We start from the raw sequence: 22,705 nt of genomic DNA, 5'->3' as shown, positions 1-22,705 counted from the left end.
ATTATAACATGATTAAACTTATGGCAACATGTTATTTCCCGATTTCTACTCGATAATGAAAGAATTCAGGAAGGTACCTGGTACGGCTATATTCGATGGGCTGGCTATCGATGCCGAGTGTCGTGCGTTCAATATCGATTAATGCTCCGCCTGGAATAATGCCTAACAAATCAGCTTCGTATTGAGTCGCATTGGAGGCGGATACGAGTTCTCTGATATTCGTGTGGTGGATATTGTGTTCGCCTAATTTTGGGAAAATATCAAATGCCTCAGCCGAGAATGTGGTAACTTTTTCACCAATCGGAAGCGGGACGAACATACGTTGAAAAGCAATCGGTTTATTATCTGCAATCCGCAGCCGTTCTATTAAATAAACGTCCTCATTTTCTTCTAACTGCAGCTGGTAGCTTGCATAGTAGTGCTCCTTCAGTGTTTCAGCACGTAACACTTTTACGTCGAAGTCTGTTCCTAGTTCATGGTGAATGATTCCTGGATTCCCCAACTCGATTTGTGGTTCATTTCGAACGCGTGTGGGGGCGCCGCGTCGTGTTTCTAACACATTTTTTTGGGCAAGGTCCTGAATCGCCTGCCTAATTGTCGTGCGGCTGACATTATATTGTTCGATTAGCTGGCTCTCAGAGGGAATGGCTTCTCCGGGTTGCCACACGCCTTCTTTGATATTCGTGACCAGTTTGTTTTTAATTTGCACATATAATGGTAATTTTCTTTGTTTGGTCATTTAGTCACCTCATTTAGTAAAAAAAATGCCTTGTGGCAGTGTTACAACTATTAATAGTAAGAGTGAATCGATAAAGGTAGGTTTGTCGATTATGTTTGGATTTCTTATTACGTTTCTTTGGTCAATCTTGTTAGTATATGTTATATCATATCATAACATCTCCAAGTGTAACGAAGTGTGGTGTGAACGTTAAATGGTCGAGTAAGTGCGATATAAAGTAATTATGAAAAAGAAGGGAGAATGGAGTTTATGGGGACAATGTTGTTCGTTATTTCATTCGTGATGCTGATTTATCTTGTAATAAAAGTGGGACATGTTGAAAATGTGTTGAAAAAGCAGCAGGCTGATCATGAGGAAATGAAGTCATTGCTCAAAGTGATTATTAAAGGTGAGCATATTAGATAAGCATACATATTCAGGAAGGTGGAATGAGATAAGAGAACTGATGAGTAAACGTTTAGAGAGTAGGGTTATACGATCAACTAGAGCATTCCTGGAGGAGTGCTTTTTTTGTTTTCGGAACATTCACAGTATTAATCGCCATTGTATGGAATATAATTACAAATCTTCAGCTCTTTACAAAAAAGGGGGGAATTTGTGAAAACATTTATCAAATCTAAAACGGTTAAGTACACAGCACTTGGTCTGGCAGTTCTTCTGTTCGCCTTACTCTTGTTTGTTGTAGGTAATAAAACAGCTAAATTTGAATTTGAGGAGTCTAAAATCACGTATAACAACCTCATCACAAAGATAAGCGAAGCTGAGGAGAAGAAAGATAAAATCGAACAGTAGGTAGAAGAAAAGGAAGCGAAGAAGGATGACTACGAGAATGAGATAGTTGAGACGATGCAAAAGCTTGATGAAGTAAATGAGGAATATGAGCAGGAAAAAGAAGCTTATGACGAGGCCATAGCGGTTATTGAAAACCGGGATGAAGCGGAAGAAGAGCTCACTGTTTTTCAAGAAGAGATAGACGCGTTCGATGCGAAAATTAAAGATAAGAATAAAAAAGTATCCAAGTTAGAGAAGGAAATAGACAAGTTAACAAATATCGTTTTGGAGAAAAAGGAAGAACCTAAAACGTTTTCTGCTGGGCAATACTTAGTTGGAGCTGATTTCCCGGCGGGTAGGTATAAAGCTGTCCCTGTTGGTGAAGGGAGCAATTTTGTCATTTTTAATGGGGATTCGGGGCTGGCTGATGTGAATACCATTCTCGGGGACGGTAGTTTCGGCGAGACTGAATATGTGTTTTGGACGGCTGACGGAGATATCATGGAGACGGAAGCTAGAGTGAAGTTGATTCCGCTGGAGGAATGACATTCTCATGCGAAAGATGACCTCTCAACACGTGGAAGTAGACATTACCCTTCATCCTGTTTACGATAATAAATAAGTGGTATTAAATTTTTATCGTGGAAGGGTGGAGAACATGAAAATTCTAGTGGTTGGTGCGAATGGTCAAATAGGCAAACATCTCGTGTCATTTATTCAGGAATATGACAGTTTGCAGGCAAGAGCGATGATTCGTAAGCAGGAGCAAGCTTCCTTTTTTGAAGAATTGGGTGCGGAAACGGTTGTGGTTGATCTCGAAGACGATATCGAGACGATTGAAAAAGCAGCTGAAGGTGTGGATGCTGTCGTCTTCACCGCAGGTTCAGGTCCCCACACAGGTCCTGATAAAACGGTTTTAATTGATTTGGATGGCGCTGTGAAAATGATTGAAGCTGCCAAAGCCGCTGGTGTAAATAGATTTGTTATGATTAGTTCGTTTGATACGCGTCGTCAAGCCATCCAGTCAGCTTCTTCGTCCTTTGCACCATACGTTGCAGCCAAGCATTATGCGGATGAGTGGTTGAAAGCGACTGATTTAAATTATACGATTATCCATCCCGGCCGTCTTACGAATGATCAAGGAACTGGCCAAGTTGAAGCAGCTGTTGAGGTAGAACGAAATGAGATTCCAAGAGAGGATGTCGCCTCAGTTATTGTGGCTACTTTGGAAAATCAGGCAACGATCGGGAAGGAATTTCAAGTGGTGAACGGAACGAAAGATATTATGAAAGCAATCGACTCGCTCTAGGGTGTAGTGACAAATTAAGGTAGACAATTTACCTTTAAGGTGGATTGTCTTTTTTGTTTTATCTATTGAGCATTGCAAATGTGAAATCAAGATGATGCGTGGTTATTTCATTACCCTCTGAAAGGCAGAACTAAGTAGGGGATTCTGACCAACATCACCTCCATTACTCATATACGAAAGCCTCTTTTAAGTGGTAACATAAGACTCGAAGCTATCAATATCGAAAAAGGCAATAGTGGAATAATTCAAGGAGGGTATAACGTGATACTAGACTCGTTTAACTTAGAAGGTAAGGTAGCCGCAATTACAGGTCCGAACAGAGGAATTGGCCGTGCGTTTGCTCTGTCTCTGGCAGAAGCCGGTGCGGATGTCGCTTTGCTGCAGCGGTCCTCAGATGAAGAGGTAAAAAAAGAGATCGAGGCTCTGGGGAGAAAATGTGAAATCATTCCGTGTCATTTGGAAGATAGTGAGGAATTAAAAACGTGTATCCCTTCCGTTGTCGAGCAGTTTAATCGAATCGATATTTTGGTTAATAACGGAGGCATCCAGCGTCGCTCACCATCCGTCGATTTTCCTGAAGAAGATTGGGATGATGTCATCAATGTCAATTTGAAAGCTGTGTGGACCCTTTGCCAGCAGGCTGGTCGCTATATGGTGGAACAACAACAGGGCAAGATCATCAACATGGGATCTTTACTTACGTTTCAAGGAGGGCTCACTGTCCCTGCTTATGCTGCTGCGAAAGGCGCCGTCGGTCAATTAACGAAGGCTTTATCGAATGAGTGGGCTCAGCACAATGTGAACGTCAATGCGATTGCCCCAGGCTACATTGCTACGGATATGAACACTGCTCTCATCAACGATGACACCCGAAGTCGGCAAATTTTAGAACGTATCCCGGCTTCTCGTTGGGGGATACCGGACGATTTCAAAGGCAGTGTCGTATTTTTGGCTTCGGACGCTTCTAATTATGTAAATGGACATATCTTAACGGTTGATGGAGGATGGATGGGAAGATAAGTTCACATGCTCGTATCATCAAAAATGATAGAGGGCATGAAGGAACTGTTTATGCGATTTACGTCTGCGATGATCATTCATTGGGTAGAATAGCGCATTGTCATTTCCATCCCATTCTCCTAAAAAGAAAAGCCCTTTATTCATAAAATAGGGGGACAGGTATGCATGATGTGAAAGGCATGGTGGATTCTCATTAGGTCAGTCACGCTTCCTTGGATATATAAAGTTTCGAGCAACAGGGTTAGGCCTGTCATCCTGCCTCATTGTGATAACCGTACTTTCCAAGCATTCGTCCTAAATGAGAATCCCAATGACCTTTCTTGTGAAATTCAATTCTTATACGTTACCGGATAAGTTATGAATGTAATAGGAGGTCTTTTATTTGCCCAACTATAATAAGCTCGTTCGTGATCGCATACCTGACATTATCAGGAGCACAGGGAAAGAGTGTGAAACGCGGACGCTCGAAAAAAATGACTACATAAATTCGCTGCAAACAAAGCTGCAAGAAGAATTAAACGAATACCAAAATACGGATCATGATCAAGATGCCTTAGAAGAATTGGCTGATTTATTGGAATTAATCCATGTGTTATCTGACGTGCATGGAGGGTCCATAGAAAAACTGGAGGACATGCGTAGACAGAAAGCCGAACAACGGGGCTCATTTTATGAAAAGGTTTTCTTGGTGAATGTGGACGATTGATAGAGGGTTAATGGGGTGCTTGAGATGAGCCATAAATTACGCGTGGGAGAGTTAAGGGCGCTTTATTTAACGGAAGAAGAAATTTGGCGTACCTTTACCATTGTGTTGACTACAAAATCAAAGAAATCTGCAACGTATAAGTTCGGCCTTTTGAAAGCGATGATCGAAAACCTTTATCAGGTGGACGAAGAAGCAGAAGTCACGTATGATCAATTGGCTTACTCGTTTACGAAAATCTATTGGAATTTGGTCATTCATCACGAGCTTGAACAAGGAACGAGAGGTTCAGCTGTCGTTAATCAATTAAATGACATCTATCATTCCTATAACATCCCACAAGAAATGCCGTTTGATAAATTAGATACGACCATTCAGCTTGCGGCCACAAGGCGTATTAAAGCGGTTATGAAAACAAATGTATTCGGCGCGCTGTACGGCGATACCCAGGGAGCATTTTATGCTTTTGATCATAAGACCGAACAATTCAAGTATAATGGTGCTGTGTTAACGTTCATGAGAAAATATCAACGCTTATTGATCGACTTAGTCAATCATCACATGGCCAAGATGATTGAGCAATTAAATGAAGGTCCTCATATTCAATACTTATTGAATAAAGTGGAAAGCATCGCAAAACGCTCCACTCTCAAACCATTTGAAAAGGTTTTATTACACTATTTCGAGGATAATTGTTTTTATTGCGGGAAATCACTTCATAAAACCAACATGCAAACACATGTGGATCATTTTATCCCATGGTCATTCGTTCAATCTGATCACATTTGGAATCTGGTCATTACCTGCAGCGCATGTAATACATCAAAAAATGATAAGTTAGCTGTGCGGAGCTATTTAGATGAGGTCGTGGATCGAAATGAAAGGATGATTAATCAGCCTGAACTTGTGCAACAAGAAAGCGAATTGGCAACGTATAAGAAAGAAAAAATGATTCACCTTTATGATTATTCGATACAGAACGGGTATGAGGACATTTGGGTGCCTAGATAGTGAAACAATGATGTGCTTGGTAGTAAGTGGACGCTTGGGTCTTTAGATTCCAAGCGTTTTTAGGTGATTGAAAAGTCTTAAATATAGGGGGTATACAGATGGCGAAAAGCGTCGTGAAATTTTGGATAGCTTGGGTGTTTGGCGTGGTTGTTGCGGTATTTGCCATAAGTTTATGGCGAAATGAACCCGTGGACTGGGGACAAATCGTTATCATGAGTGTGGCAGGCCTGATAGGAGTACTTATTGCGCCCAGCTTAAAAAGATTGCTGAAAAAAGGTGAAGACTAGCTCCTTGAATTTAACCGGGAGCTATCAAATTGGGCAGCTCCCGGTTAATGGCTTAGTTTGCTACCACTGTAATGTCGCCAACTCCCATGTCTACATCCATCTCAATGGTGATCGCCGCTCCATTTTCGTAGGCTTCGTTGACATACGTGTTGCCGCCTTGGGTGATGAAATCTTCGATATGCAACGCTCCTACCCCTTTATCGACTTTTAATTTGACGCCGATTTCCTCAGGGAGCGCTATCTTCGTATCGCCGACTCCAGAATCGATTTTGACGTCAAAGCTTTCCTGTCGTTCTCCAGATAAATCTAACGTGACATCGCCTACACCAGTATCGACGTCCAAGTCGGTCAGGTATAATCCGCGTAAATTCAGGTGGGAATCGGACACGCCAGTATCAACATTAAGTGCAGTCGGGGTTTCATCATTCAGCTTTACATTCCATTCACTTTTTCCTTTGCGGAAGAACCCGAGAACGTTAAAATCGAACCAACGTCGCTGCTCACTAATATCGATATGGCCTTCGGAGCCTGTCTGTTTGTATGAGACCACAGGTTTTTGCCTGGAATGCCTGTAATCGAATTGCCCGACTAGCCATTCGTTTGAACCTGGCTCCACATTTAGACTCCCCACTCCCATATCAAGTTCGACCGATAAGGATTCCGCCTCATCTCGTTCAACCGTTTCTTTTTTGCTTTTTCCTTCTGCCACTTGGACCATTTGATAACCGGCAATTAATAGAATGATGGCGCTCCCTATTGCGACGGCAAACAAACTCCACTTTTTCATGAACATCGCCCCTTTACTTAGCTATGTCCATTATAGTCCTGGTGTGAGAAATAAATAACGGCTCTGGATATATTATCATCTAAGCCCCGGGGCGTATTTTTCATGCATTAGAGTTGCCATTCCCTGGATGACCATAACGATTTTAACAAATTCTCCGATTCTCCTGTATTGGCATTGATGACAAACGTTTGGGTCAACGCGTCCGTTTCCACGTGTGCTTCCCATAAGGGTAAGTAAACGAGTTCTGCTGACTTCACCTCATATCGCGGTTTTTTTAATACATAGCTGCGATTGATTTGTTTCTCCTGAACATCGATGACATATTTGTTCAACAGCTCCTGTTTGGTAATGGCGGCTTGTTTCACGTTTGCCTGAGAGACGTCTTGCGAGAGTATCGGCGGCACACTAGGGAACAATCCGCGATAACCGGAGATGGCATCGACAAAGACCATATTCGGTCGAGTTCGGGGTGGAAAAGGTTTTCTCTCTGCTATGACCAGTAATTTGACGATCCACATAGGGTGATAGACTTTCTGTCGTTTTATCATACCTTGCCCCAGGAGCTCTTGATTCACCTGAGGCTTCCATTTTAACGATGGTTTTAAACTTTTATACATGTGCCCTGGCAGATCTTTTTCGGCTACATGTTCTTCTCCTAAAACACGTACATTCATTTTGTCACCTTCTTATGCCTCTACGTTAGTGTGATAACGGTCGACTTCCATTTGGACTTCTGCAGATGGTGGTGCTGTCAGCAAGCTCACCACGATAGTCAATAGCGCAGACACGGGGGCTGAAACCAGGTGTTCGGACACGAGCGCGAAGGGCAGCAGAGCCATGATAATAAACGTTACGGTTCCGCCGACCATTCCAGCCAGAGCACCTGCTGTATTCGTTCGCTTCCACCACAAACCTAATACGAGTGGGAATCCGAATGCTGATAACATTGCACCGCTTACCCAGCCGACCATGACGGCAATAAGCTGGGGCGGATTGATCGCGAATAGGATGCCGACGATACTCGCCAGGATCATAACGATGAGCCCGAGCCGTGTGACGGCTTTTTCTGATGCTTGTTTGTTGATGTATTCTTTGTAAATATCATGGGAAATCCCTGCAGCCACGGCTAAAAGCATGGCATCTGCTGATGACATGATGGCTGCTAATAAGCCGGCTAACATAATGCCGGCTAATACAGGCGGCATGTAGTGTTCGATGACCGATATGAAAATCATATCCTGGTTCTCCAGCGTTTCAGCAATGCCCAGGCTCGCACCGGCAGAAGCAATGAAGAAACCGAAAATAAACACGGTGACATAAAGGAAGCAAGCTCCCAGCGCGGACCTGCGGGCTGTTTTGGCATCACGCGCAGCAAAGTTCCTCATGACAGCAGAAGGGGACACGACGCCGAACCAGAGAAAAGCAATGAACAAACCGAAATAAGACATCCACGGCTGGGTCACGGAACCGAATTGAGGGTCGACTGCCAGTGCATCCTGAATCAGAGTGTTCACGCCGCCATGATCCATCAAGATAATCACCGACAATATGAACATACCAATCACCATGACCGCTCCCTGGATCAAGTCGGTATATGTAATGGCCCACATGCCGCCAAGAGCTGCATACAAGGTGAAGCCGATACCTAGAATGATGACGGCGGTCACGTAATCAATCCCGAGAACGTAGGAACCAATGAGACCGGATGCTGTCAGCTGGGGGATCATATAAAAGGTCATACATAAAACGACTAAAATAGCGGCAACGATTTGCACAGACTTTCCGTAACGATGTTTGAAAAACTCCGGCAGTGTTTTCACACCTGATCGTCTGATTTGTCCGGAAATCAAAAACATAGCGAACGAGGGGATCGCGACCGCTCCGAACCCGTAAGCTAATAAAAATGGAATACCAAGCGCAACGCCAGAGCCGACTGCTCCCATTAAGGAGCTTGAGCTCGCGACCGCCGCGAAAAAGGCGAACGACCCGACGAAGCTGTTGATTTTGCCGCCGGCTGTCCAGTAGTCGCCTTCCGAGGAATGGGCACGTTTAGCAAACCAGATGCCGATTAGCGTCATAATAATTAAATAAAGGCCAAGAATCGAGGCTTCCATTATTTGCATGGTTTTTCACTCCCTTAATCTGTGTCTTTTTTCTCCAGTTTCTCCATCCATATGACATAAGCGACAGTCAGCGCCAGCCAAATGAAAAAGCAGACGAACATGGCCCAGCCGGCTAAGGAAATACCGCCGATATACGTGTCAGTGGGCCACCAAACCCAGACGAACAAAGCGATGATGGACAACAGAATAACCATTACTATACCTGGGTCTTTCCACTTCTTCCGTGTCAGTTGCTTCATGCGATCATTCCGCTCCTTTCTTACCTATAGCACGACTCATAAATGGATTGGACTACGACCAAGTCAAAGATAGCCGCACCAACAGATTTATAGATAATTGTTTTGTTTTCCGTATCAGAAGGTTGGTGATTGGACGTGACGATTTTCTCAAGGTCCCATACGCCATCCAAATCTGACCGCAGCTCAGCCGCTCTGATCATGTCCCCTGACTCCCGCAAGGCACTGGAAGCATCTACGTAGACCTCATCGGCTTCCTTTAATACGTGATCGGAAATTTCCTGCATGGCTGGGCGGAAGGATCCGACGCCTACGATCAGTTTCCCTTTCCATTGAGAAGTATCAAGCTGCGGCAATACAGGTGACGAAGAGGTTGTAGTCGTCACAATGATATCGGACTGAGAGGCCAATACTTCGATGGTAGAGACGTGGAAGGTCACGTCTGGAAAAGCCTGTTCGGCTTGTGTTTTGAATTGATACGCTTTATCCTCTGTTCGATTAAAGATATGGACGGTTTTGATATCCCGGGCAACAAGTGCCGATTGCAAATGGCTCCATCCTTGTGTCCCTGTCCCGATGATGCCGAGCGTGTCTGCATTTTTTCTAGCAAGGTACTTCATTCCGAGACCACCCAGGGCTCCTGTTCGTAAGGACGTGATGGCCATGGCATCACACATGAACAAGGGGACCATGGTGTTGCGGTCATATAGCACCATAAGGCCATGAATGGTTGCTTTGCCTATGCTGGAGTTATTCGGGGCAACCCCCACGAGTTTCGTCGCATAATAATCTCTATAGAATGCAGGCATAAGCAACGCTGTATTGTCCCCGTCTTCGATATGCATGCGGTCGGGTGATATGTAGTCTCCTTCCTGAGACGTAAAAAAGTGTTCAATTCCGTTCATGGTGGCGTGCATGGAATACCTTTTCTTAATCTCTTCAGCTGAAATAAGCTCCATAAGCTGCCTCCTTTCTTTAGATATACAAAAAATATTACCAAACTTTTCTGAATAGATAAAATAATTCGACATTCTCATTTTAGGCGGGATCACGTGAGCATCGAGAAATCGATTAGGATTACCCAACTTGTGCTCAGTATTCGGGCATCTTTGGCTTTAATATGGAAGTTTTTGTTATGGTGGTAAGGAGATGGTTGTGTATCGAATGTGTGAAAAAATGATTAAATAACCATGACAAACGGTGTAAATCAATCAGGGGGCTCTCAAATGGAACTAAACAGCAACACGCGGATGCTTGAACTCCGGAATATTTTATTCGAAGAAACGGATGAACTTCACGAATTAAGCATGCAGGAGATTATCGATAAACTGAAGTTAACGTTCGGTACTGAGGCGAGTTTCGACGCGAGAACATTGAAGCGTGATATGGAAATATTAGAGGATACGGGCTTTGAAGTGATGAAACATACCGGACGTTTTGGGAAGGTGTACTATAGTTTCCAAGACCGTGTTTTCGAAACATACCAGCTTCGTCTGATTAATGATGCGCTGTTATCAGCCAAATTTATTACAGAGAAAGAAAAAAAGGAACTCATCGAGAAGACGAAGCAGCTCACAAGTAAACACATCGCCAAAACACTGCCCGACCCTATGTTATTTTCACAATCAGCGAATGATGATTACCAGCTGGTCAAGTTAAGCATTGACCACGTTCATCGGGCCATTTCCGAACGTAACGTGCTTCATTACCAATATGGTAAATACAATATAAAGAAAGAATTCCAATACCATCGTGACGGAAACACGTATGAAGTGGAACCCTACGCCTTGATTTGGCAGAACGATTTTTACTATTTGATTGGACGGTTCAAAGAGACGGACGAGATGCGGCATTACCGACTGGATCGCATGCGGAATATCCGGATATCGGAAGAAAAGTTTCGCCGTCAGGATTTTAACATTCAGGCTTACGTGAATCAGAGTTTCCACATGTTTGCAGGGGAGGACGTGTGGGTGAAAATCGAGTTCGATGAGTCACTGGTGAACGTGGTGCTTGATCGTTTCGGGCATGACGTTTCCATACAACCTTCAGGCAGCGACAGTTTCATTCTCTCGACAAAAGCGAAGATGAGCACAGGCCTTGTCAACTGGATCCTCACCTGGGGGAGAAAAGCCAAAGTTATCTCGCCGGAAGCATTAGTCGAGCAGGTACAAGAGGAAGTCGAAGCCATTTATGACCGGTATAAATAGTGAATAGAGAACGTACGTTGGGTTCACAAATTTTTGTGCACCCTTTTCTTTATGATGGAGTTAACAAGAAATCAAGGGGGCTAAAATGATGCGAAACAAAGGTCTATGCATGAGTGAATTTGGAGGGTGGAGAGGATAGTTACCGTCTACTGAACCTTACTGCTTAAGGGTGTTTTTATGGCTGAAAATATGAGGGAGGAATGAGATTAAGAAATTTATCAAGTGGGGATTAATCGCAATCGTTGGTTTAATCGTTTTAGGTGCTGTCTTTGGTGATAATGGAGATGAAGCAACTGGGCAAGGAAACACGGCAGCGCAAACGGATCAGAATGAAGAGGAAAACAAGAGTAATAGTAAGGATAAGGAGACCAATGAAGAAGCTCCAAAAGAAGAAGATGTTGAATCTAGTGAAGAAGGAACAAAAAATGTAGGTGTCGGGGAAGGGGCAGAGATCGCAAATACGACCTTTACGGTTAATAGTGTGGAAGAAACAAGCGAGATTGACAGCGGCAACGAATTTATTGAAAACGCCACAACGGATGGGAAATATGTGATTGCGGATGTAACAATTCAAAATGATAAAGATGAATCGTTAACCATTGACTCAAGCTACTTTTCGATTAGTGCGGGTGGAGCGCAATACGACCCAATTACTGATGGAGAAGTTTTGATGGCCATGTCAGAAGAAGATGATTTCTTCCTTGAACAAATTAATCCTGGTTTATCAAAAAGAGGCAAGGTCGTCTTCGAGGTGCCAAAAGACGTCGAATTAGCTTCAACCACCCTTCATGCTCAAACAGGATTCTTTGGCACTGAATCCATTGAGATTAACTTAGAAAACTGAAAAGCGCTGATTGTCAATAAAAAATTTTGAGATAGTAAAAGGACCGTTGGTGTAAAACGGTCCTTTTTTTGTAGACTAATATTTGACAAGGATAATAACAACTTTATAAAGGAGGTATATAGGAAACTGCAAGAATTTTTTTTCCGGTATAGTTTAAGCGATTATGTTAGGGGAATATGAAATTATGGATCAACAATTATAGGAGGAATACTATGGTTGAAAATAAAGTTGCGATTATTACCGGTTCTGGTCAAGGGATTGGTAAAGGAATTGCCAAAAGGTTAGGACATGACGGTTTTTCAGTGGTAATTAATGACATAAATAAAGATACAGCTGATGCTACAGCGCAGGAATTACGTGATCAAGGGTATGATAGCGTCGCTGTTGAAGGTGACGTCAGTAAGAGAGAGGATCAATTTTCACTAGTGAAACGAACAGTTGACTATTTCGGGCGTCTGGACGTATTTGTGAATAATGCGGGCGTTGATCAAGTAGCACCCCTATTAGATGTAACTGAAGAGGACTTCAAAACGATTAATAATATCAATGTGCTTGGTACTTTATTCGGAATTCAAGCTGCTGCTGAGCACATGAAAGAACAAGAGGGGCGTGGCAAGATCATCAACGCTTGCAGTATCGCTGGCCATAAAGGTTATAGTTTTCTTGGAGCTTATTCTGCGACGAAATTTGCGATTAGAGGTCTTACCCAAACTGCCGCTCAAGAACTAGCTCAATTTGATATTAATGTCAACTCTTATTGCCCAGGTATCGTTGGGACTTCCATGTGGGACCGTATTGATGCTAGCATGGTAGAATATATGGGACTGGAGCCAGGTCAAGCTTTTGAAAAATTCTCTGAAGGCATTACGCTTGGGCGAACTGAAGAACCGGAAGATGTGGCAAACTTTGTGTCTTATTTAGCGTCTTCTGACTCAGATTACATGACAGGCCAATCTGTTATGATCGACGGTGGAATCGAATTTAGCTAATTTCTTGGAAAGCTGCTGAATATATTCAGCAGCTTTTATTATCAGATACTTAATCGTTTTCCAGCTTTGCTGACGTCAGACCTAAAATGATTCCGAGCAAAGCACCACCAACGACCTCCAATGGCTGATGCCCGAGTAATTCTTTCAGTTCCTTCTCGCGCTCGACAAACTCAAAGCTTGGAAAATCGCCGGACAGCTTCGCAAAATTGTCTTCCAGTTCATTTACCAATTGGGCAATCTCGCCCGTGTGGCGACGGATCCCCTGGGCATCATACATGACGATTACGCCGAAGATGGCAGCCAGGGCTGTTTCTGTATGACGTGACCCCTTATTCGCGGCAATGTAAGAAGCCAGTGCTGAAACACCTGCTGAATGAGAGCTCGGCATCCCGCCGGTCGTCGTGATTTGTTTGGCATCCCATTTCCCCGTCACTTGTTTATGAGTCAGGATTTTGAATGCTTGAGCGATGCCTATTGCGGATAACGCGGTCCACATCCCTCGATTCATTTTCTTCATGATGTCATCCCACCACCTTGTCCATATTCTTTTACATTTCATTATCCTTAGCGTAGATATGCGAAAGAACCTTTCGTTTACCACTTAATCCCGTGGGCTTCACACCATTCTTTCGCAATTTCTAAGTATTGTTCATTCTTGTACGCATACCAGTCATCAACAATTCCTAATAGATTTATCTTATCTTTGAATCTTCTAAATGCCCCTTTTCCTCTGACGCAGTTCAGTAGTTGGTTCCGTTTGTTTTCTTCAGTGGTAAAACAAAAGGCTTCCATGATCCGGTAATCATCGATATCAAAGTGATCAGGGAGTGAGATGAATCGCTCTGGGTCTTCTTCCATCTCTGTAGCCAATTGTAATTCTTTATGCTGCCAGTAAGGAAAATCGGTAAAAGGTTTTTCTTCCTCTGCTGCTCGGTACGATTCTAGGGTGACTGCTACGGGTGCATATGTTTGTTTGTCAAAACAAGCAAGAAAATCATATTGAGACATGTCGATATGGTCCACTATGTCTTGAAGATTTGCTCTCATTTATGACCACTCCTCATAATGAGTCATTCTCCGTAATTTTATCCCACTCGGTTTTTTTGTAATGGATAAATTTCAGCATCTTATTGATATGGTCAGGGTCGTACTCCCGAAAAAGTTGCGATTCTGCCCAAGCACGCATATCTTCATGTTCAGGGTGTGAGGGATTATTGTACATCTCTAAAAAGTCGTAAAAACCAGGAATTCCTCCCACATCTTCAGGAGGAGCCGTTTCGGCGCCATCAACTAAAATAGGATACCCATAGTAGTGGTCCTCCACCACCTTTTCCAAAATGATGTGAAAACGCCAGTCATCTCCAAAATCGTATTCATAAAATAGCTCATGATCGTTTTCGATAAACGTATCAATCTTAATTCCCTCAGGTTTCCTGTACGTTGTTGACAGTTCTCGCGTGATGAAACCAAACGGGTCTTCCTTATCTGAGGGTTGGCTCTTCTTGTATTGCTTTTTATAAAATTTGTTCTGTTCATATGCCTCATCGTCATTCGTCACTACAATCTGTTCCTCAAGACGATTAAATGTAACATCAGCAGGCATAATGACACGCCGCCAAATTAAAGGACTTGTACCCAGTAGGACTATTTTCAATTGATAGCTTTTCATAACAACTCTCCTTTTTACTCATTCTACTATAAGGAGGATGATTGATTAAAATGGACAAAAGCCACAATTAGCCTGAATATATGCTGAGGCACTTACAAGAGGCAAGGCACCCTCCTTACAGGATCTTCTTTCTGAACTTAATCAACTAAAAATTGCTACTAGTCATTTGTTGCTCATTTTAAAAGAGTGCATTCACCACCGCAAACATTTAGCAAAGTAATCTGTTCCACTTGAAAGGACATGGAATCCAGTCGATATATGAAAAAACACCGTTCTACCTATTAAAAAAACGAGGAGGCCAGAGAACATGAGCACTCACACGCACGGCAGGCGGCTGATCTGGGGGATTATCCTGGCTGTTATCCTGCTTGTTCCGCTGCAATCAGTGAAAGCCGATAAGGCCCATTTTCCTGATGTGCCGGAAGAAAATTTTTACTACAATCCCATTCAAGCCTTAGCCGATGAGCAGATCGTCAATGGATATGACGATGGAGAGTTTAAAATTAAAGCTAAGATTACCCGGGCAGAGGCTGCGGTCATGATAGCGAGGCTGATGGAGTTAGAGACAGACCAGGTGCCAGAAGCGCCCTTTATTGATGTCTCACAAGAAAGGTGGTACGCCGATGCAGTCAATGCTTTATATCAAGAAGGCATAGTGGAAGGGATGGGCAACAATGTATTTGGAACCGACCAAACCATTACCCGTGCTGCTTTATCTGCGATGCTTGTCCGTGGGTATGATCTTCAACTGAAAGAGGAAGTATCCTTGCCTTTTACTGATGTCGAAAAGGGTGCCTGGTACATAGATGATTTGAAAGTCTTGTATTCGCACGACCTGATTTCCGGCATGACTGCCACGACATTTGCGCCAGAAACGCCAATGAAGCGCGGGGACTTTGCTTTGTTATCGTATAATACCGAACGGGCTCATGGAGACTTATTCTTGGAGATTGCAGATGCGGAGGCGATTAGTGCTTATCATCTGACAGCAAACTTTACGGACGGAGCGTCACTTACCTTTAATTTGGACGAGCCTTTGACGGAAGGGGAAAACACGCGCTCCATTATGTATAAAGGGAAGACGTACAGTGCTACGGTAAACTTTGCGAGAGATATCCCTTCTGATATCGCTTCGGATCATGACCTTGTCGCTGGCGCTCTTCATTATCTCGGGGTTCCGTATATATTCGGTGAAGAAACGCCGCACGGGTTCGATTGCTCTGGTTTAACCCAATATGTTTTCAACGAAGTGAGAGATATCTACCTTCCTCGTTCCACGGATCAACAGTGGCAAGTCGGAGAAACGGTGGGACTGGAGAACATCCAGCCGGGAGATGTCGTATTTTTTAGTGATACGTACCGGGATGGTATTTCTCACAATGGGATTTATGCTGGAGATGGACAGTTCGTCCATGCTTCAAGATCACAAGGCGTGACGGTGTCCCATTTGGATTCCTCCTATTGGCAGGAAAAATTTACGGGCGTAAAGCGGTTTGATGGGCTGCAGCTTTCGAAAGAAAACCCGATAGTCTCAGAAGCCGCTCAATTTATTGGAAACGTACCTTACGAAAGTGGAGGCAAGACCCCTGAAGGATTTGGCGCTTCAGAGTTCATTCAATATGTCTACGAAGAAGCGAAAGGGATTGAGCTTCCGCGTCATGGTGATGAACAGTGGGAAGTGGGTGAAGAAATTTCAAGAGAGGATTTGGAGCCTGGGGACATTGTGTTCTTAAAGGCGGAGTATTTGAATCCCGCTATTTATGCAGGAGATGACCAGGTCATCCATGTTACGGTTTCTCAAGGTGTAACGGTCACCAATCTTGAGACGAGCACGTTCTGGGGGCCGAAATATTATGGGGCCAAGCGTGTGGATAAGTAAGCTATTCAAAAGTTAGTCGTCTATATAAACAAAAAAGATGTTCTCATTAAATTGAGGGCATCTTTTTTGTGTGGGGAGGGGATGGCTATTCGATTTTGGATTTTAAATAGGCGTCGTTATGGATGATGGCTTCATGTGTAGGGTTGTATTCTTTTGCTCGACTATTATGATAATACGCTTTGGCATGATTTTGAAGGGCGTCATAACAGACGCATAACTGAAGGTGAGGGAGCCACGTGTAGCAATTTGAGTTGACGAAGCCACCTTTTTCTTTGACGCTATCATAATCAAGCCTTGTCGCTAACTCATACCAAAAAATAGCCTGGTTCAATTCGCGAAAATGAACATAAATATACCCTAATCTACAGCAATTCTCTGCTCGTGGTATGTCATAATGGAACGATTGATATAACGCGTCAATGGCTGCAAGACTATCATTTAAGCTGATATAACAATCTGCTAATTTTCCATAAGCAGCAATGATATCCTCAACCCATCCTTTTTCGGTATCAATAAATTTCTTGTAAGCGTTCACCGCTTTTTCGAATTGTTCGTGGTCGTAGCATTCGTTAGCGTAATAGTATAAGTCTCTTGGGCTAAATTCGGCGCCGTTAGCGATCATCGTTTCATAAATGTGTAAATTGCGATAACTTATCCCGGTGTCCTCCTTTAAGTGCGTAACCTGGATATCACTTTGCAGGATATTACCGCCAACTTCTAAATACTCATGGACAGCCCCGTGCCACTGAAAATTATTACAACGCTTCACGAGTCTGTTCCGTCGAACGCTATGTGTAACGGTATTGTTCTCATCCCTGGCCAGCACATATACCATGGATATTGCATCAGGTTGATTGACCGTATTTTGTTTAAGAGAAGCCAGCTTTTGCTGCTCTTCTTCTAATAGAACGTCATCAGCATCAAGCCAGAAAATATAGTCTTTTGTCGCTTGTTTGAATGAGAAGTTGCGAGCTTTTGAAAAATCATCCACCCAATTAAATTCGTAAACGTTGGCGTTGAATTCTCTTGCAATCGATTTAGTGTTGTCCGTAGAGCCTGTATCGACAACAATAATTTCGTTCACTAAGTGTTGCACACTTTGCAAACACCGTGCTAAGTGATCTTCCTCGTTCTTTACAATCATACATAGACTGATCGAAATAATACGAATCCCTCCTCGATTTAAGTTGTTCTATTCCTGTTGTCTAGATAATTAGCACATCAACAAGAAAGAGTGAGACCACTCTTTCTTGATAAATGTCCTTTAGTTGATAGTGACACCAGCACTGGCGTAACCAAGAACAGTGCCTACCAGTTCAATTCCGTCAACAATTGCCGAAAATACCATTAATAGACGGTCGCCTTGATCAACTTCGACAGATAGATCAGAGAGGGTTCCGCGTGCGATATCCCCTAGAGTCACAGGTGCAGTTAACTCAGGTGATAGTGTAACGAGGGTTTCTGGAATAGGGGTAAAGATGTTCGTAGCTGGGTCGGCTGATCGATATACTTGAGCTTGGATGGTTGTATCGCCTACCAATGTAACGGAGGCAGTAGCACTGAAATAAGCAGCCACTGATGTGATGGTTCCATCCCGAGGTACGGAAAAAGCAAAGTTGAGAAGCGTTCCACCTGCTCCAGTTAAATCAATTTGCCCTCCACCGAGTAATGATACACCTGTCACGCTATTTCCAAAGCCGACGAGACTGGTGGTCCCGACTAACCCACCTGCAACAGTAGTCAATGCAACAGGTAAACCTGAAGCATAAGGAATAATTGAACCTGTTCCTGGCAAGCCCGTAGCCCCGGTAGGTCCGATTGGCCCCTCAGGTCCTTCAGGTCCAGTTGGCCCCCGCGAGCCTCTTATGGGTGAAGTATTACAGCAATCAGCCGCCGAGACTCCTGAAAAGCCGCCTATATCTCTTGCAATAGGTGTCTGACTTGTTCTTAATCTTTTTTTCATATATTCTCACCTTTCCTATTTACTAAGACTATCTTATTAACCTATGGATAAAAGGTGTGGTCTCATAACATGGTAATAGACTGTTTTTTTAATTTTAGAGTAGTGATAGTTGGTAGCGTGGGGGTACAGGTGCCAATTATCGTAGGTCAACTCATTGAATTGTTAAAATTATAGAAAACAAAGGCGACGGCACATGCAATATTGCTTTAGCTGACATGTAATATAAGGTACATGGAATGAAATGGCAGTTTTACCCAGAAAGGGGGTGAAAAAATGCCCAAGCTTATTGCACTTGACGACGGCCATGGCATGAATACAGCCGGTAAACGTACGCCTCATATACCCGAAATTGGCCGTGCGATTAAAGAAAATGAATTTAACAAAGCGGTCGTCAATTTTCTAAAACAAGAATTGGAACGAAATGGTTTCCAAACGTTATTGGTAGCACCGACTGACGCTGATACACCGCTTACGACGCGAACGAACCTAGCTAACAGCCGAAATGCTGACGCTTATATTGCGATACACTATAATGCATATGATGGTTCATTCAGTGCGCCGAATCCTAACGGCAACGAAATTTATGTCTATCCCGGCCACACCAATAGAGCGGCAGGAAATTTAGCTGCTTCTATAGGCAAGTATCTCAGACAAGGGACCAGTCAAAATTGGCGCGGAGTTAAAGAGGCTGATTTTCATGTTTTAAGAGAAACACAGATGATCGCGATTTTAAGTGAAAATGGGTTTATGGATAATAAACGTGAAGCATTACTCATGATAAGTGAAGATTTTCAGAAAGAAGTCGCTGTTGAACACGCTAAAGGAATCTGTGAATACTATGGAGTGGCGTACCAAGGAAGACAGGATACAGGCTTTACAGATGTACCAAACGATCTACCACTCGCTGATGAAATAAATGAAGCCAGAGAATTAGGTATTGCTAAAGGTTATGGAGACGGCACATTCAGACCCAATCAGCACATGACTCGAGCAGAAGGCGCAGCTATGGCGCTTCGTGCTTATAAGAAAGCAATCGAATAATGTAAAATAAACTCTCCTCTTACTATAGGGGGGACTTTTTTTCTTCATGAGGCTCAGAATACGCTCTGTGATGAGAACGCCTTTCTTGAAACAAAAAAAGCCGAAATCATTCGGCTTTTTGTCGATACCTTCAGGTCAGGTTATTTTCCACCATGAGGTTAAGGTGCGTCTTTTGGTTTGCTCTGAGATTTTGCCCATAAATCATTTAATAAACTGTCTAGTTCTTGCGAGACTTCTAATAACTTACTATCTGTGGGATTGCTTTCATATATCGTGTACATTTTTTTCCTTAATTGATTGATTTTCTTTTCCAATTTCTCGATTTCAGTCAATGGTTAGCCTCCGTTCCGAACTTTCTTTTTGTTGGCATATAAAGGGCACATTAGACTATTCCCCCAATAGTAATTCGTTAATTTTAATAATTTATGACACTTTTGGAAATTAACGCCTTAATTCAACACATAACATGAACTGGAATATTGTTTTTCTAGTGGTTATACGCCGATACAACCGCAGGCATCGTTCCATACAATAGGGATGAGCGTATGTTTAGGGCTGATGGGAGGTGTATGACATGTTTGGAAATTTAGAGAAGAAGACGGGAGTTAAGATGAATGATGTCGTCAAATTGGCCCAGTCTTTGCAAGGTGCGAATTTCAAAGATGAGAAAACAATCAGGGGTATTGTGAAAGAAGTTTCGAAAATGGCTAAACGACCTGTCTCTAAGGAAAAAGAAGATAAGATTGTGAATGCCATTATCAAAGGTAACGTTCCAAAAGATCTTGGCTCCATTGAAAAAATGATGAATAAGAAGCGTTAATCATACAGGTTTGAATATTTTTTCCATTAACGGAGGCTCCTGCAGTCAAGGTTACGAACTTGCCTGCAGGAGTGTTTTTGTGTAGGGGCGGGAAAAACCGGGAAGAATGGTTAGATGTGAATAGGCCATTATGAGTGTGGGCACTGAACGTTTGTTTTGCTGCCTGGTCACAAGGGTGTTTTAATAAAGAGGACAGGAATGGAGATAGAGAGTTGGTATAAATATGTTAGACACACATGCTCGAAAATACATAAATCCATCCATTGACAAGACGGCTCATTGGTTGGTGAAACACGGGCACACCCCTAATCAAGTGACGGTAATCGCTCTTCTCATAGGTTTGATGACGAGTGTTCTGTATATTCTAGGTTATCCACTATTGAGTGTCATCTTTCTCTGGGCATCCGGTTTTCTCGACGCTGTGGATGGTTCCATGGCCAGGCATACAAAGACATCGCCGTTTGGCACAGTCATGGATATTACGTTTGACCGTCTCGTTGAAATTGGCATGATTGTAGCCATTGCGTATGTATACCCCGAACTGCTATGGCCACTTTTGTTACTCAGCGTTTCGATCATCTTTTCGATGACCATTTTCCTAGTCGTGGGCGCTGTCTCGGAACAGGCGGGCATCAAATCGTTTTATTACCAAGCCGGTCTGGCCGAACGTACCGAAGGATTTGTGTTATTCAGCGTGATGCTACTGTTTCCTGGTATCTTGTTTTGGACGACGTTGTTATTTTTCGCGGTCGAAACGTTTACGGGTGTTCAGCGGTTTATCGAAGCTAGACGACTTTTACATAAAGGAGCGGGTACTGAATGACGTATGATGTCATCGTAATTGGCGGAGGAGCCGGTGGGCTGACGGTAGCGGCAGGCGCAGCTTCGCTTGGGGCAAGAGTTGCGCTGGTTGAGAAAAACGAGCAACTAGGCGGGGATTGTCTGCATGCGGGGTGCATTCCATCCAAAGCCCTGATTGAAGCGGCAAACGAAGTGTTCCATGCGCGCCAATTAGAAGCGGTCGGAATCAAGGCAAGCGGCAAAGTGGATTTAGGGGAGATCAATCGTCGGGTCAAGGAAGCAATCGGCCAGATACAAGAACATGATCGAAAAGAAAGGTTCGAAGCTTTAGGCATCGATATTTACATAGGATCTGCTGTGTTTGAAAACCAGCACAACATTTCGGTGAACGCACAAATCTTATCCGCAAAAAAAATTGTTATTGCCACCGGCTCCCGAGCCATGGTCCCTCCAATTGAGGGGTTGAAGGAAGCGGGGTATATCACGAATGAAACAGTATTCGATTTAGAGGTGCTGCCTGAACGGATGGCTTTTATCGGGGGAGGGCCTGTGGGTTTAGAAATCGCTCAAGCCTATAGTCGTTTAGGGACCGACGTTACCGTATTTGAAAAGGGATCGGCAGTATTAAAACAAGAGGATCATGATATACAAGCGAAAGCGACAGAACTCCTTGAAAAGGAAATGACCATATTGCCGAATACCCACATAGAGCGTTGTTCACACGATAAGGCAGCTAAGTTCGTGCATTATTCGGTAAACGGGCGCGAGCACACGCTGGAAGTGGATCACATTTTTGTGGCGACGGGGAGAAGACCGAACACTGATACCCTTAAGCTCGAGCAAGCCGGCATCAAACAAGACGAACAAGGATTCATCGAAGCGGATCACACGTTACGAACCTCCCAGCATCATATATTCGCCGTTGGAGATGTGAATGGCTCCTTTCCTTTTACTCACGTGGCTGGCCAGGAGGGCAAACTCGTAGTGCAGAATGCGCTATTTAATTTGAAACGTAAGATGTCGTACGATTTTCTCCCCTGGAACACATATATCACACCGGAGATCTTTCATTTAGGCATGACCCAGCAAGAGGCTGGCAAAGCGTATGACACTTCAATCTATTACACGCCATTAAATGAAGTGGATCGATTTGTAGCGGATCATGCAGATGACGGATTTATTAAAGTGATCACAGATACGAATGGGAAAATTTTAGGCGCCCACGCGCTGGGGAAAGGTGCGGGCGACTGGATGCAAGTCCTGATTTACGCTGTTAACCAAGGGGCGAAAATCGGTGATCTCTCCCAGATGATTTACCCTTATCCCAACCATGCTGCGGCTATTGAAACCATCAGTAATCAATACTGGCGACAAAAACTATTTTCCGGTATTGTGCCGAAAGTGACAGGGAAACTGGTTAAGTGGCTGCCTTAATGTTCAAGTGACTCCTTAAGATAGTGAATTGAAAAGCTGCCTTGCCTCATACTAATCCAAACGTTAAGA

28 protein-coding genes are annotated in these 22,705 nt (G+C 43.5%); 16 read left to right on the top strand and 12 right to left on the bottom strand.

What is annotated here, in order from left to right; translation table 11 throughout:
* Nucleotides 1–31: 31 nt before the first annotated feature.
* Nucleotides 32–739 (bottom strand): GntR family transcriptional regulator, encoded by a 708-nt coding sequence (locus HOP45_RS06040; protein ID WP_181348017.1) that lies wholly within the window; start codon nt 737–739, stop codon nt 32–34.
* A gap of 249 nt (nt 740–988) precedes the next feature.
* Between HOP45_RS06040 and HOP45_RS06035 the strand changes: the two genes are divergently transcribed.
* From HOP45_RS06035 to HOP45_RS06000, 8 genes are all read left to right on the top strand, one after another.
* Nucleotides 989–1,144 carry a hypothetical protein gene (locus HOP45_RS06035; RefSeq protein WP_181348016.1) on the top strand — a complete coding sequence of 52 codons (156 nt, stop codon included), beginning with the start codon at nt 989–991 and terminating at the stop codon, nt 1,142–1,144.
* A 192-nt stretch (nt 1,145–1,336) separates the two neighbouring features.
* Nucleotides 1,337–1,531, top strand: coding sequence for a hypothetical protein (locus tag HOP45_RS06030; RefSeq protein ID WP_181348015.1), 195 nt, complete (start codon nt 1,337–1,339; stop codon nt 1,529–1,531).
* A gap of 54 nt (nt 1,532–1,585) precedes the next feature.
* A complete protein-coding gene (locus tag HOP45_RS20665; RefSeq protein WP_255437502.1) occupies nt 1,586–2,056 on the top strand; it encodes a kinetochore Spc7 family protein in 471 nt (156 codons plus the stop codon).
* Nucleotides 2,057–2,168: 112 nt separating this feature from the next.
* Nucleotides 2,169–2,819: an SDR family oxidoreductase gene (locus HOP45_RS06020; RefSeq protein ID WP_181348014.1), complete on the top strand. Its 651-nt coding sequence runs from the start codon at nt 2,169–2,171 to the stop codon at nt 2,817–2,819.
* Between the two features lie 264 nt (nt 2,820–3,083).
* The gene (locus tag HOP45_RS06015; RefSeq protein ID WP_181348173.1) at nt 3,084–3,839 is read left to right on the top strand and encodes an SDR family oxidoreductase; all 756 of its coding nucleotides are present in this window, start codon (nt 3,084–3,086) and stop codon (nt 3,837–3,839) included.
* A 382-nt stretch (nt 3,840–4,221) separates the two neighbouring features.
* Nucleotides 4,222–4,545 (top strand): nucleoside triphosphate pyrophosphohydrolase, encoded by a 324-nt coding sequence (locus HOP45_RS06010; protein WP_181348013.1) that lies wholly within the window; start codon nt 4,222–4,224, stop codon nt 4,543–4,545.
* Between the two features lie 24 nt (nt 4,546–4,569).
* Entirely contained in the window at nt 4,570–5,553 is a 984-nt protein-coding gene (locus HOP45_RS06005) for an HNH endonuclease (RefSeq protein WP_181348012.1), read from the top strand.
* A gap of 98 nt (nt 5,554–5,651) precedes the next feature.
* The gene (locus tag HOP45_RS06000) at nt 5,652–5,840 is read left to right on the top strand and encodes a hypothetical protein (RefSeq protein WP_181348011.1); all 189 of its coding nucleotides are present in this window, start codon (nt 5,652–5,654) and stop codon (nt 5,838–5,840) included.
* 52 nt (nt 5,841–5,892) lie between these two features.
* Here the strand turns inward: HOP45_RS06000 and HOP45_RS05995 are convergent, their stop codons facing one another.
* From HOP45_RS05995 to HOP45_RS05975, 5 genes are all read right to left on the bottom strand, one after another.
* Nucleotides 5,893–6,627 carry a toast rack family protein gene (locus HOP45_RS05995; RefSeq protein WP_181348010.1) on the bottom strand — a complete coding sequence of 245 codons (735 nt, stop codon included), beginning with the start codon at nt 6,625–6,627 and terminating at the stop codon, nt 5,893–5,895.
* A gap of 107 nt (nt 6,628–6,734) precedes the next feature.
* Nucleotides 6,735–7,301 (bottom strand): hypothetical protein, encoded by a 567-nt coding sequence (locus HOP45_RS05990; protein WP_181348009.1) that lies wholly within the window; start codon nt 7,299–7,301, stop codon nt 6,735–6,737.
* A gap of 12 nt (nt 7,302–7,313) precedes the next feature.
* Nucleotides 7,314–8,750 carry a sodium:solute symporter family protein gene (locus tag HOP45_RS05985; protein ID WP_181348008.1) on the bottom strand — a complete coding sequence of 479 codons (1,437 nt, stop codon included), beginning with the start codon at nt 8,748–8,750 and terminating at the stop codon, nt 7,314–7,316.
* A gap of 14 nt (nt 8,751–8,764) precedes the next feature.
* Nucleotides 8,765–8,989, bottom strand: coding sequence for a hypothetical protein (locus HOP45_RS05980; protein ID WP_181348007.1), 225 nt, complete (start codon nt 8,987–8,989; stop codon nt 8,765–8,767).
* 20 nt (nt 8,990–9,009) lie between these two features.
* On the bottom strand, nt 9,010–9,945 hold the full coding sequence (locus tag HOP45_RS05975) for an ornithine cyclodeaminase family protein (RefSeq protein ID WP_181348006.1): 936 nt from the start codon (nt 9,943–9,945) through the stop codon (nt 9,010–9,012).
* 267 nt (nt 9,946–10,212) lie between these two features.
* Here HOP45_RS05975 and HOP45_RS05970 point away from each other — a divergent pair, with 267 nt between their 5' ends.
* The 3 genes from HOP45_RS05970 (at nt 10,213) to HOP45_RS05960 (ending at nt 13,029) form a co-directional block, all read left to right on the top strand.
* The gene (locus tag HOP45_RS05970; protein WP_181348005.1) at nt 10,213–11,196 is read left to right on the top strand and encodes a helix-turn-helix transcriptional regulator; all 984 of its coding nucleotides are present in this window, start codon (nt 10,213–10,215) and stop codon (nt 11,194–11,196) included.
* Nucleotides 11,197–11,401: 205 nt separating this feature from the next.
* Nucleotides 11,402–12,040, top strand: coding sequence for a DUF4352 domain-containing protein (locus HOP45_RS20985; protein ID WP_181348172.1), 639 nt, complete (start codon nt 11,402–11,404; stop codon nt 12,038–12,040).
* 212 nt (nt 12,041–12,252) lie between these two features.
* Nucleotides 12,253–13,029, top strand: coding sequence for an acetoin reductase (locus HOP45_RS05960; protein ID WP_181348004.1), 777 nt, complete (start codon nt 12,253–12,255; stop codon nt 13,027–13,029).
* Nucleotides 13,030–13,078: 49 nt separating this feature from the next.
* On the opposite strand, the gene HOP45_RS05955 is transcribed toward HOP45_RS05960, so the two are convergent.
* The 3 genes from HOP45_RS05955 to HOP45_RS05945 all read right to left on the bottom strand — a co-directional run bounded on the left by HOP45_RS05955 (nt 13,079) and on the right by HOP45_RS05945 (nt 14,698).
* A complete protein-coding gene (locus HOP45_RS05955; protein ID WP_181348003.1) occupies nt 13,079–13,546 on the bottom strand; it encodes a divergent PAP2 family protein in 468 nt (155 codons plus the stop codon).
* Nucleotides 13,547–13,623: 77 nt separating this feature from the next.
* Entirely contained in the window at nt 13,624–14,076 is a 453-nt protein-coding gene (locus HOP45_RS05950; RefSeq protein WP_181348002.1) for a UPF0158 family protein, read from the bottom strand.
* A gap of 13 nt (nt 14,077–14,089) precedes the next feature.
* A complete protein-coding gene (locus HOP45_RS05945; protein WP_181348001.1) occupies nt 14,090–14,698 on the bottom strand; it encodes a plasmid pRiA4b ORF-3 family protein in 609 nt (202 codons plus the stop codon).
* A 307-nt stretch (nt 14,699–15,005) separates the two neighbouring features.
* Here HOP45_RS05945 and HOP45_RS05940 point away from each other — a divergent pair, with 307 nt between their 5' ends.
* Nucleotides 15,006–16,577 (top strand): NlpC/P60 family protein, encoded by a 1,572-nt coding sequence (locus HOP45_RS05940; RefSeq protein WP_181348000.1) that lies wholly within the window; start codon nt 15,006–15,008, stop codon nt 16,575–16,577.
* Nucleotides 16,578–16,662: 85 nt separating this feature from the next.
* Here the strand turns inward: HOP45_RS05940 and HOP45_RS05935 are convergent, their stop codons facing one another.
* Complete coding sequence (locus HOP45_RS05935; protein ID WP_219914497.1) at nt 16,663–17,721, bottom strand: tetratricopeptide repeat-containing glycosyltransferase family 2 protein; 1,059 nt, start codon at nt 17,719–17,721, stop codon at nt 16,663–16,665.
* Nucleotides 17,722–17,841: 120 nt separating this feature from the next.
* Complete coding sequence (locus HOP45_RS05930; protein ID WP_181347999.1) at nt 17,842–18,540, bottom strand: exosporium glycoprotein BclB-related protein; 699 nt, start codon at nt 18,538–18,540, stop codon at nt 17,842–17,844.
* A 273-nt stretch (nt 18,541–18,813) separates the two neighbouring features.
* Between HOP45_RS05930 and HOP45_RS05925 the strand changes: the two genes are divergently transcribed.
* Entirely contained in the window at nt 18,814–19,581 is a 768-nt protein-coding gene (locus HOP45_RS05925) for an N-acetylmuramoyl-L-alanine amidase (RefSeq protein WP_181347998.1), read from the top strand.
* 158 nt (nt 19,582–19,739) lie between these two features.
* Here the strand turns inward: HOP45_RS05925 and HOP45_RS05920 are convergent, their stop codons facing one another.
* Nucleotides 19,740–19,913 (bottom strand): aspartyl-phosphate phosphatase Spo0E family protein, encoded by a 174-nt coding sequence (locus HOP45_RS05920; protein WP_181347997.1) that lies wholly within the window; start codon nt 19,911–19,913, stop codon nt 19,740–19,742.
* A 242-nt stretch (nt 19,914–20,155) separates the two neighbouring features.
* Here HOP45_RS05920 and HOP45_RS05915 point away from each other — a divergent pair, with 242 nt between their 5' ends.
* From HOP45_RS05915 to HOP45_RS05905, 3 genes are all read left to right on the top strand, one after another.
* Nucleotides 20,156–20,401, top strand: coding sequence for a stage VI sporulation protein F (locus tag HOP45_RS05915; RefSeq protein ID WP_181347996.1), 246 nt, complete (start codon nt 20,156–20,158; stop codon nt 20,399–20,401).
* A 223-nt stretch (nt 20,402–20,624) separates the two neighbouring features.
* Nucleotides 20,625–21,224, top strand: a complete 600-nt coding sequence (locus tag HOP45_RS05910; RefSeq protein WP_181347995.1) for a CDP-alcohol phosphatidyltransferase family protein — start codon at nt 20,625–20,627, stop codon at nt 21,222–21,224.
* Entirely contained in the window at nt 21,221–22,636 is a 1,416-nt protein-coding gene (locus tag HOP45_RS05905) for a dihydrolipoyl dehydrogenase family protein (protein ID WP_181347994.1), read from the top strand. Before HOP45_RS05910 ends, HOP45_RS05905 begins: the two co-directional genes overlap by 4 nt.
* Nucleotides 22,637–22,705 lie beyond the last annotated feature (69 nt).

It is taken from the genome of Thalassobacillus sp. CUG 92003, assembly GCF_013618635.1.
Lineage (GTDB): Bacteria > Bacillota > Bacilli > Bacillales > Halobacillaceae > CUG-92003.
The sequence above is the reverse complement of the archived record's forward strand: the minus strand, read 5'-3'. Positions and strand labels throughout refer to the sequence as shown.